This window comes from Pseudomonas sp. JL27(2026), from assembly GCF_056933555.1.
In genome coordinates, this window is sequence record NZ_CM167794.1 from 1,131,082 (window position 1) to 1,145,071 (window position 13,990).

The following is a 13,990-nucleotide window of genomic DNA, read 5'->3' on the forward strand; positions in this document are numbered from 1 at the left end:
CGCAGCCTTGGCCCTGTAAGGGAGAGTCATGGTGCGTTATCTCCTGTCCTTATACGGTTATTCCAAATAATAGAGTCCGGGCTTAAGTTGAATATGACAACTTGGCTACCGACTCTCGTCTCTGTGTAAGTTATCTCGTACAACTACGGTGATAATCGTTACCGGTGGTATGAGCGGTGCATTTGGACATAGTTCCTGTCCGCTCATCCTGAAATTTGAAATTTCTTGAAATAATGCAAAAGATGGCACTGCTTTCATATTGATAGCACTTTCCATTTGGGCCTTTATTAACGGGGCGATAATCGGCTTATATGGTTTTATGCCACTACGCATAAAAAAATTGAGTGCCACTAGTGAAAAAAATCACGGATGTCGAGTGAAAGAAAAGTTATAAATCGGACGGACTTAAAATTGACGCCATAATAATGGCGGATCAGGCGGGGAAAGTGTGAGGTGGATCACGCTCCGGCGCACGTGCCGTGTTCATGACGTGCGCCGGGAGGGAGGGCTATTCGGGGGCGTGATCGCGAAGGAAAACCAGAGAGTCGGGCTTGGATTGCTCGCTGCTGTAGCGGTAACCCTGCACGTCAAATTGCTTGAGCATGGCCGGGTCGTTGATGCGTTCCTGAATGATGAAACGGCTCATCATGCCCCGCGCTTTCTTGGCGTAGAAGCTGATGATCTTGTACTGGCCGTTTTTCAGGTCCTTGAACTCGGTATTGATGATCCGGGCGTTCAGGGCATTGCGCTTGACCGCCGAGAAGTACTCGTTGGAGGCCAGGTTGAGCAGCACGTCATCACCTTGCTCAGCCAAGGCTTCGTTCAGCCATTGGCTGATCTGTGTGCCCCAGAAGGCGTACAGGTCCTTGCCACGGGCATTGGCCAGTTTGGTGCCCATCTCCAGCCGATACGGCTGCATCAGGTCCAGCGGGCGCAGCAGGCCGTACAGGCCCGAGAGCATGCGCAGGTGTTGTTGGGCATAGTCGAAGTCGGCTTCGCTGAAGGTCTGGGCGTTCATGCCGGTGTACACGTCACCCTTGAACGCCAGCAGCGCCTGCTTGGCATTGGCCGGGGTAAAGGCGGGCGTCCAGCTGCCGAAACGTGCTGCGTTGAGGCCACCGATCTTGTCGGAAACGTGCATCAATTCGCTGATCTGCTGCGGACTGAGTTCGCGCAGTTGCTGGATCAGTTCCTGGGAGTGGTCCAGGTACTGCGGTTGAGTGAAACGCTGGGTGGCCGGCGGTGTTTCGTAATCGAGGGTCTTGGCGGGGGAAATCACCATCAGCATGAAGTCGTCTCCTGTAATCGTGCGGGGGATTCTAGGGACTTGGACGGTTTGACTCCAGCTATCAAGTCCATAGGTGATCGGTGGTTTGACTGGATGGGCTTTTGTGGCGAGAGAGCTTGCTCCCGTTCGAGCGCGAAGCGGTCGTAAATTGATAGGCTGGTTTTATCTGGAAGAGTGAGATTGCAGCTTTTGGGGCCGCTTCGCAGCCCAGCGGGAGCAAGCTCCCTCGCCACGATGAGTTCGGCGCTGCTGCGGGAATTTGAGTCGGATCAGCTATAGTGCCGCGCGGGTTTTGTTACGGAGACATCCCATTGCGCATTGTTTTGCTTTTCTCGGCCTTGTTGTTCAGTTGTGGCGCGCTCGCCGCCCCCAATGACGTGGCCACGCTGGACCGCAGTACCTGGCCTGAGCAGTTGACCACCCCGACCCTGTTCGACGTTGCGTCGCGGGCGGAAATCCTCACCTTCGCGCGCGCCTTGCTGGCCAGCGAGGCACTGGATGAGGCCGGGCTGAAACAACGCCTGGGGCTGCGCATGATCAATCTGGACTCGATCAACACCGTGCGCCAGCGGATGTGGCAGCGCTTGCTGGCCAACTACAACTTCGCCCAACAGAGCTGCGATCAGGACGCATCGTTCTGTTTCCTGGTCGAAGACCTCGACACCCTGCGTCAGCAGGCGGGCAAATTTCAGCTCAGTGAAGACTCCTACTATATAAAGTGGGCCGGACCGAGCCGGTTGTTCCATGAGCGCTACCTGGATGAGCAATTGCGCAAGGCCGCATTGTTTCCCCAGGCCAGCAGCGAGATCGAACGCTATGGCGATTACGAGCGCAACGGTGACGAACTCAACGACCGGCTGTTTTTGCTGACCTTTGACAGCGCCGCCAACGCCACGCCCGACAACACCGCGTGGCTGACCGAGTACCTGCGTAAATCGAACCTGAGCGCGACATTCTTCGTGTTGGGGAGCGACATTCAGGCGCGCCTGGCCCAGCGTTCGGTGGCCAGCCTGCAAGCGCTTTATTCACAGCAGTGCATCGGCGTACAAGGCTGGGAGTTCCGTTCCCACAGCCATTGGCAGGACTGGCAGTACTCGATCACACGCAGTGTCGACCTGGTGAAAAACAAATTGCCGGAGAACTTCGTGCCGCTGGTGCGCCCGCCCAATGGCCAGCGCCGTGCGGACGCGGAAGGTTTTTTCAAGGCGCAGGGTTTGCAGGTGGCGCTGTGGGACATCGACCCGCAGGACGTCGGCGGTCGCCTCAGCGCCGAGCAGAGCGCTCAGCGGGTGTTGACCCTGATGCTGTTGTGGCGTCACGGGGTGATCAACTTCAACGCCAAGCAGGATGGGGTGAAAGAAGCGATGCCGTGGATTTTTTCGAAGACCCGGGAAAGCGGGATCGGCTGGGAAGATTGCCAGGACGCGTTTCACTGAAACCGGTAAAGGCCAGGAAACGTTGGGCGAGAGGGCTTTTTGAGCGAGATTTCGATGCAGGCGGACTTTCGACTTTAACGGCGTAGCGGCGACTCGCCAAGGGCTATTCGTCACTCTGAAAAATAAACTTCAAAAAAACGTCAAAGTACTTTTTCCTGTCATGGTTTTTGGAGTATTACGAAGACAGACCGCCGAAACCTGCAACACAGGTGGCGTCTTCCAAGACCCCCGCGTGTGCAGTTCACTTGAGTACGGCAGGTGAATTCGGTGGCCACTTCGAGGCGCAGCGTATTGCGTCGACTGGCTCCCACAAAGGTGACCGAGTATGGATGATCACGGACGTAGCCCTTCTTCCAACCAGCCAATCCTTTATGTACTCGATACCAACGTATTGATTCACGACCCGAACGCCCTCCTGAACTTCGAAGAACACCACGTTGCCATTCCAATGACCGTCCTTGAGGAGCTGGACAAGCTCAAGAGTGGCCATCACAGCGTGGCGGCCGAATGCCGTCAGGCCATTCGCCTGATCGACAAGACCCTGGGCGATGCCTCGCCCGAGGACGTTGAGCTGGGGGTGCCGATCCAGCGCGGAAAAAGCGGGCCCAAGGGGTTGCTGTCGATTCTGATGAGCAAGCGCACCGAGCCAAACATTGTTCTGCCCGAACACCTGAACGACAACATCATCATCAACCAGTTGATCGACCTGCATGCGCGGGACAAGGAACTGCGCCTGGTGCTGGTGACCAAAGACATCAACATGCGCCTCAAGGCCCGCGCCTGTGGGATCGCGGCCGAGGACTACAGCACGGACCAGTTGGTCGATGACGTTTCGTTGCTGCCCAATGGTTACCACAACATGACCGGTTCGTTCTGGGACCGTGTGAGCAAGGTCGACACTCGCCAGGACCACGGCCGTACCTGGCATCAGGTACAACTGATCGACAACTTGCCGGCTGTGCATATCAACGAATTCATCATCGACGAACAGGGTTTTGTCGGCTGGATCAAGGAAATCCAGGTCGACAAACTATTGATCCTCGACCTGCATCAGGAACCCCTGTTGCACCAGGAAGCCTGGGGCCTGAAACCGCGTGATATCTATCAGAGCCTGGCGCTGTACGCCTTGCTCGACCCGGACATTCACCTGGTCAATCTGTCGGGGGCGGCGGGTTCGGGTAAAACGATCCTGGCCCTGGCCGCAGCGATTGAGCAGACCATGGTCAGCAAGCGTTACCGGCGCATTATCGCGACGCGCAGCGTGCAGGGGCTGGACCAGGAGATCGGGTTTTTACCGGGTACCGAAGCGGAAAAAATGGAGCCGTGGCTGGGGGCTATCACCGACAACCTCGAAGCTTTGCACATGGATGACGAAAGCACCCATGGCAGCGTCGATTACATCCTCAGCAAAGTGCCGTTGCAGTTCAAATCCCTCAACTACATCCGGGGCCGCAGCTTCCAGCAGAGCCTGATCCTGATCGACGAATGCCAGAACCTCACACCACACCAGATGAAAACCATCATCACCCGTGCTGGCGCCGGTTCCAAAGTGGTGTGCCTGGGCAACCTGGCGCAGATCGACACCCCTTACCTGTCCGCGACCAGTTCCGGGCTGACGTACTTGACTGAACGCTTCAAGGATTTCCCCAACGGTGTACACATCACCCTGCAAGGGGTACCGCGTTCGATTCTGGCCGAATACGCCGAATCTCATTTGTAACCCCACCCAAACCGGGCGGCCCCCAAGCCGCCCGGTTTTTTGTGTCTGACACATAACCCCCTGTGGGAGCGGGCTTGCTCGCGAAGGCGGCTTAACATCCAATATTTACGTTGATTGACACACCGCCTTCGCGAGCAAGCCCGCTCCCACATTGGTTTGTGGTGGTCTTGCAATCAAACTCGCGAAAAATTGACCCACGGGTTTACAATCGGTGCTCCTGATCAGGAGTAAGGCTGTGCTGACTCATCTCGATTCCCAAGGTCGCGCCAACATGGTCGACGTTACCGAAAAAGCCGTGACGTCCCGTGAAGCCACGGCCGAAGCACTTGTGCGTATGCGCCCTGAAACCCTGCAGATGATCGTCAGCGGTGGTCACCCCAAAGGTGACGTGTTCGCTGTGGCGCGCATTGCCGGTATTCAGGCGGCAAAGAAAACCTCTGATCTGATCCCGTTGTGCCATCCGCTGATGCTCACCAGCGTCAAGGTCGAACTCAGTGCCGAAGGCATTGACGCCGTGCGCATCGTCGCTCGTTGCAAACTGGCCGGGCAGACCGGGGTGGAAATGGAAGCGCTGACTGCCGCCAGCATCGCCGCGCTGACGATTTACGACATGTGCAAGGCCGTGGACCGGGGCATGGTCATTGAAACCGTACGCTTGCTGGAAAAACTGGGTGGCAAGAGCGGGCATTATCAGGTGGCCGATCAATGAAACTGACGGTGAAGTTTTTCGCCCGCTACCGCGAGGCGCTGGGCGTGGATGCGTTGAGCGTTGAAGGCGACTTCGCCACGATCGACGATGTGCGTGTGCTGTTGGCGCAACGCGAAGGCGCCGAAGTGCTGAGTGAGCAGAACCTGATGTGCGCTCGCAATGAAGACCTGTGCCAGCTCGACGAACCGCTCGTCGATGGCGACGAAGTGGCGTTTTTCCCCACGGTCACCGGAGGCTGAAATGGCGATTCGCGTGCAGCCCACAGCGTTCGATCCGGGCGCTGAAGTCAACGCGATGCACGCGGCAAATGTCGGTGTGGGCGCGGTGGTGAGTTTTGTCGGCTATGTGCGCGACTTCAATGACGGCCTCGACGTCGCCGGGATGTTTCTGGAGCATTATCCGGGCATGACCGAAAAGGCCCTTGGCAAAATCGCCGTTGAGGCCGAACAGCGCTGGCCGCTGCTCAAGCTGGAAGTGCTGCACCGCATCGGCGCATTGGAGCCGGGCGAACCCATCGTCTTTGTCGGCGCGGCGAGTGCCCACCGCCAGGCGGCATTCGAGGCCTGTGCCTTTGTCATGGACTACTTGAAAACCCGTGCACCGTTCTGGAAAAAAGAAACCACTGCCGACGGCCCCCGCTGGGTGGAAGGGCGTGACAGCGATCACGCAGCGGCTGATCGCTGGAAGAGGTAGTCCCTCAGCACTCTTGAGTACGTCATCGTGGGCAAGCCTTGCTCCTACAGGTATTGAGTCGACCGCGAATTGGCGAACGATTTAAAGCCGTAGGCGCAAGGCTTGCCCGCGATAGGGCCATCAGTTACGTCCAATTTCTCCCCCGATTCCTCTCAAGTCCACCTCCCGACCAGAGGGCGAAAGAACTGCGCGTGCCTGATTGACGGAAAATACATAAAAGTCCAGTATGGATTTATAAGTACAAGACAGCCACTTGCTTGCAACTGATCTTCTCCTGCCAAACCAACAACAACCTGCGAGAGAACGAATATGAAGAAACTTCCCCTTGTCACTGGCCTGGCCTTGAGTCTGTTGGCGTGTGGCAGCCTGTTCGCCGCTGAGAAAACCCTGCGTATTGGTATCGAAGCGGCCTATCCGCCGTTTGCCTCCAAGACCTCTGATGGCAAAATCACTGGTTTCGACTATGACATCGGCAATGCGTTATGCACGCAGATGAAGGTCAAATGCGAGTGGGTCGAGGGCGAGTTCGACGGTTTGATTCCGTCCCTCAAGGTGAAGAAAATCGACGCAGCACTGTCGTCCATGACCATCAACGAAGACCGCAAAAAGTCGGTGGACTTCACCCACAAGTACTACTTCACTTCATCGCGATTGGTGATGAAGGAAGGTGCGGTGGTGGATGATCAGTACGTCAGCCTCAAGGGCAAAACCATTGGCGTTCAACGAGCGACCACCACGGATCGCTATGCCATCGAAGTCCTGGAGCCCAAAGGCGTCATCGTCAAGCGCTACAGCAACAACGAAGAGATTTACATGGACCTGGCGGCCGGGCGCCTGGATGCGATTTTTGCCGACACCATTCCACTGGCTGACTTTTTGTCGATGCCGCGAGGCAAGGGGTATGCCTTTGTCGGGCCGGAGCTCAAGGATCCGAAATACGTCGGTGAGGGCGCCGGGATTGCCGTGCGCAAGGGCAATGCCGAATTGGTTGCCGAACTGAACAAGGCCATCGACGGGATTCGGGCCGATGGCGAGTACCAGAAGATCTCAGACAAATACTTCAAGTCGGATATCTACGGCGACTGATGATGACTTGTGGCGAGGGAGCTTGCTCCCGCTGGGGTGCGAGGCGGCCCTGAACTCGGGCGATGCGCTCTGCCAGGTGCAAAGCGCTTGCCGGGTTTACGACCGCTTTGCAGTCGAGCGGGAGCAAGCTCCCTCGCCACAAAGGTAAGTATCAGCCCTTCAATTCCTTCAAATGCTTGTACACCGTTGCCCGCCCCATGTTCAGCACATTGGCCACATAGTTGGAGGCGCTTTTGCCCTTGAAGGCGCCTTCGGCGTGCAGCGCCAGCACCAGTTCGCGTTTGTGTTCGCGGGTCAGCATATTCAGGCCCAATTGCCGTTCGCGCAGCCAGTTGTGCAGGAAGGTGTTGATCCTTTCCTGCCAGTCATCGCGAAACAAGGCGTCTGGTTGAGGGATCAGTTTGCTCGGCGAGAGAAACAGATCCAGTGCAGCCTTGGCGTTTTCGAACAGTGAAATGTTCAGGTTGATGCACAACATTGCGATCGGCAGGCCGTCGCTGTCGCGTAAGACGCTGCTGAGGCTGCGAATCTTCTGACCATCCCAGTTGAGTTTCTCGTAGGGGCCGATGTTCCGCTCAAGAGTGCCTTCGCTGAGCATGTCCTCTAGGGCCGCATCATCACCCACTTCGCGCTTGGAAATGTTGTTGGCGATGTAATCGATTTTCTGTGTACGCAGGTCGTGCAGTACCACCTCGGCGTGGGGGAAAAACAGCGTGGCAATGGCATCGGCGATCGCCCGGAAGTTATCCAGTGCAGGGTCTTGAAGAGGTGGGGTCATCGGTGGAACTCCAGGCAGTCAGCGCCCTGTAGAAAAGGGCGCTGCGAGTGTGCCGCAATCGAGGCAGGTCGTCATCCGAAGTCAGGCGCTAACCCAAACGTGCAGGTGAGAGCATGTCGCTCGACAGGCCAAACCCGGCGAGGTGTTCAGGCAGGGCCTCGCCGCGAACGAGCGCCGCACTGGCCTGGCCCATGGCGGGCGACGTCTGGATGCCATAACCGCCCTGGGCCGCGACCCAGAACAGACCCGGCACCTGCGGGTCGAAACCGCTGACCAGGTCACCATCGTGAACAAAACTACGCAACCCGGCCCAGGTCCGCACCGGACGGCGGATGGTCAGCGTGGTGGCTTCCTCGATCTGATAAATACCCATGGCAATGTCCAGCTCTTCAGGCTGCACATCATGAGGTTCGACCGGGTCGGCATTGGCTGGGGAGCCGAGGAACATTCCGGCGTCGGGTTTCATGTAGAACGATTCGTCGAGACTGACCAGCATTGGCCAGTCGTGGCTGTCCAGACCTTCGGGCCCGGCGAAGATGAATGCGGCGCGGCGTTTGGGTTGCAGGCCCAGCGGCTTGGCCCCGGCCATTGCACCGAGGGTGTCAGCCCAGGCCCCGGCGGCATTGATGATCACGGGGGCGGTGAAGGTCTGTTGTGCGGTTTCGACGTGCCACAGGCCTTGAGTGTCCCGGGCAAGGCTCAGGACTTCGCTGTCGGTGTGGACTTCACCCTGATGGCGGCGGATACCGCGCAGGTAACCTTGGTGCAGGGCATCGGTGTCGATGTCCGAGGCGCTCGGGTCGTAGATTGCACCGTGAACCTTCTCGCGTCGCAGGATCGGCATGCGCGCACAGGCCTCGTCAGCACTGAGCATCAGCATCTGCGGCACCGTCGCCTTGGCGCTCAGGTACTGGTTGTTCAACTCAGCCGGGTCACCGATGAAGTCGACGGTCATTTCGCCGCGTGGTGTCAGCAGCGGGTGCTCACAGAAACCGGCTGGCGGCGCATCGAAGAAGTTGCGGCTGGCCAGGGTCAATGCGCGCACTTGCGGTGTGCCATAAGCGGCGGAATAGAGTGCCGCCGAACGTCCGGTGGAATGGTAGGCCGGATGGGATTCGCGTTCGAGCACAATCACCCGGGCATGCTGCGACAGCCAGAAGCCGGTGGACGCGCCGGCGATACCGCCGCCGATGATGATGAAATCTGCCTGGGTCATGAACGTCTCCTGTCATTGTCGGTCTGGGACCGGTGGGCTCTTGTGGCGAGGGAGCTTGCTCCCGCTCGGCCGCGAAGCGGTCGTAATCCGGCAGTCGCGTTCCATCTGAATACCTGCGGTGGCTGATTTTAGGGTTGCTTGGCAACCCAGCGGGAGCAAGCTACCTCGCCACAGTAGGGCAGGTGCACTTATCGGTTTCTTTGCAACTGGTAAATGGCATTGGCCAGTGCAATGTCCTCCAGGCCCAGACCGATGGAGCGGAAGAACACGTGGCGGTCATACTCCGGGCGTGGCGCAATATCGCTCAACAGTTCAGCCAGGTCGCCTGCAATCGTGTTGTTGTCCCAGCCATGCTGTTCACCGGCAATCAGCATTTCCCCGGCCGAACCGGGTGTGGTCTTGCGGTAATCACAATAAACCTGCATTTCACTCAGCGTTTCAGGTGGGACTTCGTGGGCGCGCACCGCGTTGGTGCTGATGGAAGTGATCAGCGCCGGTTTGCTCAAGGTCCGTGGGTCGATGACAGGGCCGGCAGACGAGGTGCAGAGCATGATTACATCAGCACCCTGAACGGCTTCCTCGCCACTATTGGCAATGTACAGGCGCGGGTCGAGGGCTTTCAAGGATGCCAGGGCCTGAGGGTCTTTGCGTGTCAGGCCAGGGGAATACAGGGTGATGCCGTGCCAGTCCCGCAGGCCTTTGACATAGCGCAAATGCGCCTGGGCCACCGGGCCGCTGCCGATAATTGCCAGGCGCGTGGCCTGCGGCGCGGCGAGGGCATCCACGGCGACTGCGGTTGTCGCAGCGGTGCGGGCGGTGGTCAGTTCGCCAGCGTCGCAGAGCAACAATGGCTGACCGGTTTGCATCGACATCAGCAGCGTCCAGGCCGTCACCAGCGGACCTTCCTTGCGCACGATGTAGGGTGAGGTCTTTACGCCATACACGTGCTCTTGGGCCAGCACACCCAGGTAGTTGATGAAGTCGCCGCCCCCTTGGGGGAATTCGACCAGTTGCTGGGCCGGTTGCACGGCTTGGCCTGCGGCAAGGTCACGGAACAGCTTGCGCAGGATCTGCGGCACATCGACCTGTTCGAGCAGTTGTCGGGCCTGAACAGCGTCGATCACAAAAGGGGCGTGGGACATGGGAATGCTCCGTGGCTTGCCGGTAAACTAATTTGTCCATTGTGGACTTATTGTTCTGTTTGGCAATATCCGGGCGTAAAAAAAGCGCAGCCGTTTGTGACTGCGCTTTTTGGGGTGCGACTCGAGTTTAAGGGCGTTTGCGCTCTACAGGGCGCAGCAACTCGGTCGGCGGGGTTTCGCAACTGATCTTGCGACCCAGCAACGCCTCGATGGACGGCAACTGGTAGGAATCGTCTTCACCGGCGAAGCTGATGGACACGCCATCGGCGCCTGCACGGCCGGTACGGCCAATGCGGTGGACGTAGTCGTCCGGCACTTCCGGCAGGGTGAAGTTGATCACATGGCTGATGCCGTCGATATGGATACCCCGACCGGCGACATCGGTGGCCACCAGCACGCGAATCTTGCCTTCGCGGAAACCTTCCAGGGTCTTGATGCGCTTGTGCTGCGGAACGTCGCCGGAAAGCTGGGCTGCGTTGACGCCGTCACGTACCAGGCGTTCTTCGATGCGTCGCACTTCGTCCTTGCGGTTGGCGAAGACCATCACCCGCTCCCAACCGTTGTCGTTGACCAGGTTGTAGAGCAGTTTGTACTTGTCGGCACCCGCCACTGCATAGATGTGCTGCTCGACGTTTTCGCTGGCCACATTCTGCGCTTCGATCTCGACAATCGACGGGTCGGTGGTCCATTGCTTCGCCAGGTTCATCACGTCTTCGGTGAAGGTTGCGGAGAACAGCAGGGTCTGACGTTCGTTTTTCGGTGGAGTCTGGCGAATGATCTGACGCACTTGTGGGATGAAACCCATGTCGAGCATCCGGTCGGCTTCGTCCAGGACCATGACTTCGACCATGTCCAGATGCACGTCACCGCGCTGGTTGAAGTCGAGCAAGCGACCCGGAGTGGCCACGAGAATGTCGCAGTGGCGGGCTTCGAGGTGCTTGAGTTGCTTGTCGAAGTCCATGCCGCCCACGAAGGTCATGACGTTGAGGCCGGTGTACTTGGTCAGGTCCGCCGCGTCCTTGGCGATCTGCACCACCAGTTCGCGCGTCGGCGCGATGATCAGTGCTCGCGGCTCGCCCATGTAGCGCTCTTTCGGCGGTGGGGTTTGCAGCAACTGGGTGATGATCGAAATCAGGAACGCGGCGGTTTTACCGGTACCGGTCTGCGCACGGCCAATGGCGTCCTTGCCTGCGAGGGTAAAGCCCAGCACTTGTGCCTGGATCGGTGTGCAGTACGGGAAGCCCAGGTCCTGGATGGCGTGCATCAGTTCCGGGGCGAGTTTGAAATCGTGAAAGCGGGTTTTGCCTTCCTGGGGTTCGACGACGAAGTCTTCGAGTTTCCAGGGTATGACCGGCGCCTTTGGCTTCGGTTCGCGGCGTGGTTTCGCAGGTTTCGGGGCTTCGCTGCGCGGTTGTTCAGAGGCAATGGCCGGGGCAGATGGGGCGGTCGGTGTGGTCACCGGCTCGTGCTTCGGTGCCGCTATGGTTGCGGTCCGGCCAGGCTGATTACCGTCGGTACGGTGGCTGGGGGTATGAGAAGGAGCGCTGGAGCCTGGCGCGAGCTGCTCAGCCTCGCTTTTACCGAACATTTTCTTGAGTGCTCTGAGCACGGTCATCTCATCAGTTGGTTAAGGAATGTACGCCGGCCAGTGTAATGCAAGAAACGGGCGCGGCGTAGTGTGTTGGTCATACAGCGGCAGGAAGTTTTGAAATCAGCGCAAACGTTCGGCCAACCAGGTACCGATATCCCGAATTTCTTCAGGTAACACTTCGTGACCCATTGGGTATTCCTGCCATGTCACGGTGACACCACGCGTCTTCAGGTGCTCGTAGGCCGTGCGCCCCATGGCGTTCTGGACCACATCGTCGTACTGGCCATGCAGGCACAACACCGGAATCCGCTGTTGGCTGGCCGATAATTCCAGTTCATCACTGAAGGTCGGTGCGTAGGTGGAGAGGGCAAGTACGCCACCCAGTGCGCCTTGCCATTGCAGGAACGCGGTGTGCAGGACCACTGCACCGCCCTGGGAAAACCCGGCGAGAAAAATCCGCGAAGCGTCTATTCCGCTGGTGCGCTGTTCTTCAATCAGGCCGGTGAGCATGTTTGCCGACTCATCGAGCTGTTCGCGGCTGATGGCCCGGGCCGGGTTCATGGCCAAAATGTCGTACCAGCTCGGCATCTCGTAGCCACCGTTGATGGTCACGGCGCGGGTCGGCGCCTGAGGCAAGACGAAACGCGTACTCAGCAGGTTCTCTTGCAGGGCTTCGGCAACCGGCAGGAAGTCGTAGCGATCGGCGCCCAGGCCGTGCAGCCAGATTACGCAGGCGTCCACGGGCTGGCTGGGCTGAAGAATCAAGGGCTGGGTCATGGTTGCTCCAAAATTGTGCGCACGCGCCCATTGAGTGCGAGATCAGGGGGCGTGTCAGGTCGATCAGTTAATAAGTTGTCGCACGCTTGCACGTTTTGCTCTTGACCGCTGGCTGAATCGCTTGAGCGGCTGGGGTGGTACGGGCTTTGCTATGAGTAAACCTGTGCAAGTAATCCTGCGCCGGCCGGTAACACTATCAGGCTACGGCGGGCGGTGGGATAGCAAAGAATCCGGTGATGGATGTTCGCCAATGGCCGCTACGGGCTTCGCGAATGTGAAAGGGCTACAGCCCGTTCGGCCGATTGGCGGGAGGTGAGTTTTCCATGATGTGGATTTTCTCCTACTAGACTCATAGCTAATGTCTTACGCCGCTTGACCCTATAAAAAGCCAACACGGGTCAACAGCACCTCATAAGGGTGCGGCAGGACTCAAGCTCCGACACAACAAGAGCAAAACTGGAGGTTTGAATGAAGATGTTGAAATCCACCCTGGCCGTCGTGACGGCTGCAGCCGTACTCGGTGTCAGCGGGTTCGCTCAGGCGGGTGCAACCCTGGATGCGGTGCAGAAAAAAGGCTTCGTGCAATGTGGCGTCAGCGACGGTCTGCCAGGTTTCTCGGTGCCGGACTCCACCGGCAAGATCGTCGGTATCGACGCTGACGTCTGCCGCGCCGTGGCGGCTGCGGTGTTTGGTGACGCGACCAAGGTCAAGTTCAGCCAGTTGAACGCCAAGGAGCGCTTCACCGCGCTGCAATCGGGCGAAATCGACATGTTGTCGCGCAACTCCACCTGGACCAGTTCCCGTGATGCAGGCATGGGCCTGAAGTTCACCGGCGTCACCTACTACGACGGCGTTGGTTTCCTGGCCAACAACAAGCTGGGCGTGAAAAGTGCCAAGGAGCTGGACGGTGCAACCATCTGCATCCAGGCCGGTACCACCACTGAACTGAACGTCTCCGACTACTTCCGCTCCAACGGCCTGAAGTACACCCCGATCACGTTCGACACCTCCGATGAAAGCGCCAAGTCACTGGAGTCCGGTCGTTGCGACGTACTGACTTCCGACAAGTCCCAACTGTTTGCCCAGCGCAGCAAGCTGGCCTCGCCGAAAGACTACATCGTGCTGCCGGAAACCATCTCCAAGGAGCCTTTGGGGCCGGTGGTGCGTAACGGCGACGACGAGTGGTTCAGCATCGTGCGCTGGACCCTGTTCGCCATGCTCAACGCCGAAGAAGCAGGCATCACGTCGAAAAACGTGGTTGAAGAAGCCAAGTCGACCAAGAACCCGGACGTCGCCCGTCTGCTGGGTGGCGACGGTGAATACGGCAAAGACCTGAAACTGCCGAAGGACTGGGTCGTCAAGGTGGTCAGCCAGGTCGGCAACTACGGTGAAGTGTTCGAGAAAAACCTCGGCAAGAGCACTCCGCTGGAAATCGACCGCGGCCTGAACGCCCTGTGGAACAACGGCGGCATTCAATACGCACCACCAGTGCGCTGATGGTTCTGTCACCCGGTGGGCCAACCACCGGGTGATGTTCTGTTCCATTCTTTGCGG

13 protein-coding genes are annotated in these 13,990 nt (G+C 58.5%); 7 read left to right on the top strand and 6 right to left on the bottom strand.

The features are described 5' to 3' along the window. Positions 1-508 precede the first annotated feature (508 nt). The gene (yaaA, locus tag AC1Z1G_RS05120; RefSeq protein WP_483625405.1) at positions 509-1,288 is read right to left on the bottom strand and encodes a peroxide stress protein YaaA; all 780 of its coding nucleotides are present in this window, start codon (positions 1,286-1,288) and stop codon (positions 509-511) included. A 311-nt stretch (positions 1,289-1,599) separates the two neighbouring features. Here yaaA and AC1Z1G_RS05125 point away from each other — a divergent pair, with 311 nt between their 5' ends. From AC1Z1G_RS05125 to AC1Z1G_RS05150, 6 genes are all read left to right on the top strand, one after another. After that, complete coding sequence (locus AC1Z1G_RS05125) at positions 1,600-2,724, top strand: polysaccharide deacetylase family protein (protein ID WP_483625407.1); 1,125 nt, start codon at positions 1,600-1,602, stop codon at positions 2,722-2,724. Positions 2,725-3,049: 325 nt separating this feature from the next. Then, positions 3,050-4,444, top strand: a complete 1,395-nt coding sequence (locus AC1Z1G_RS05130) for a PhoH family protein (RefSeq protein ID WP_483625408.1) — start codon at positions 3,050-3,052, stop codon at positions 4,442-4,444. 235 nt (positions 4,445-4,679) lie between these two features. Beyond that, the gene (gene moaC, locus AC1Z1G_RS05135; protein ID WP_483625409.1) at positions 4,680-5,153 is read left to right on the top strand and encodes a cyclic pyranopterin monophosphate synthase MoaC; all 474 of its coding nucleotides are present in this window, start codon (positions 4,680-4,682) and stop codon (positions 5,151-5,153) included. Beyond that, positions 5,150-5,392, top strand: coding sequence for a MoaD/ThiS family protein (locus AC1Z1G_RS05140; RefSeq protein WP_483625411.1), 243 nt, complete (start codon positions 5,150-5,152; stop codon positions 5,390-5,392). The genes moaC and AC1Z1G_RS05140 overlap by 4 nt, the downstream gene beginning before the upstream one ends. Before the next feature lies 1 nt (position 5,393). Next, on the top strand, positions 5,394-5,846 hold the full coding sequence (gene moaE / locus AC1Z1G_RS05145) for a molybdopterin synthase catalytic subunit MoaE (RefSeq protein WP_483625413.1): 453 nt from the start codon (positions 5,394-5,396) through the stop codon (positions 5,844-5,846). A 309-nt stretch (positions 5,847-6,155) separates the two neighbouring features. Next, a complete protein-coding gene (locus tag AC1Z1G_RS05150) occupies positions 6,156-6,932 on the top strand; it encodes an ABC transporter substrate-binding protein (RefSeq protein WP_483625414.1) in 777 nt (258 codons plus the stop codon). 151 nt (positions 6,933-7,083) lie between these two features. Here AC1Z1G_RS05150 and AC1Z1G_RS05155 read toward each other — a convergent pair whose 3' ends face one another. From AC1Z1G_RS05155 to AC1Z1G_RS05175, 5 genes are all read right to left on the bottom strand, one after another. After that, positions 7,084-7,710 (bottom strand): helix-turn-helix transcriptional regulator, encoded by a 627-nt coding sequence (locus tag AC1Z1G_RS05155; RefSeq protein WP_483625416.1) that lies wholly within the window; start codon positions 7,708-7,710, stop codon positions 7,084-7,086. A gap of 88 nt (positions 7,711-7,798) precedes the next feature. Then, complete coding sequence (locus AC1Z1G_RS05160; RefSeq protein ID WP_483625417.1) at positions 7,799-8,926, bottom strand: NAD(P)/FAD-dependent oxidoreductase; 1,128 nt, start codon at positions 8,924-8,926, stop codon at positions 7,799-7,801. 188 nt (positions 8,927-9,114) lie between these two features. Beyond that, on the bottom strand, positions 9,115-10,068 hold the full coding sequence (locus AC1Z1G_RS05165) for an ornithine cyclodeaminase family protein (protein WP_483625419.1): 954 nt from the start codon (positions 10,066-10,068) through the stop codon (positions 9,115-9,117). A gap of 127 nt (positions 10,069-10,195) precedes the next feature. Next, the gene (gene rhlB, locus AC1Z1G_RS05170; protein WP_483625421.1) at positions 10,196-11,683 is read right to left on the bottom strand and encodes an ATP-dependent RNA helicase RhlB; all 1,488 of its coding nucleotides are present in this window, start codon (positions 11,681-11,683) and stop codon (positions 10,196-10,198) included. Between the two features lie 96 nt (positions 11,684-11,779). Then, a complete protein-coding gene (locus AC1Z1G_RS05175) occupies positions 11,780-12,436 on the bottom strand; it encodes an alpha/beta hydrolase (protein WP_483625422.1) in 657 nt (218 codons plus the stop codon). A 468-nt stretch (positions 12,437-12,904) separates the two neighbouring features. On the opposite strand from AC1Z1G_RS05175, the gene AC1Z1G_RS05180 reads away from it, so the two are divergent. Next, on the top strand, positions 12,905-13,933 hold the full coding sequence (locus tag AC1Z1G_RS05180) for an amino acid ABC transporter substrate-binding protein (protein WP_483625424.1): 1,029 nt from the start codon (positions 12,905-12,907) through the stop codon (positions 13,931-13,933). Positions 13,934-13,990: the final 57 nt, after the last annotated feature.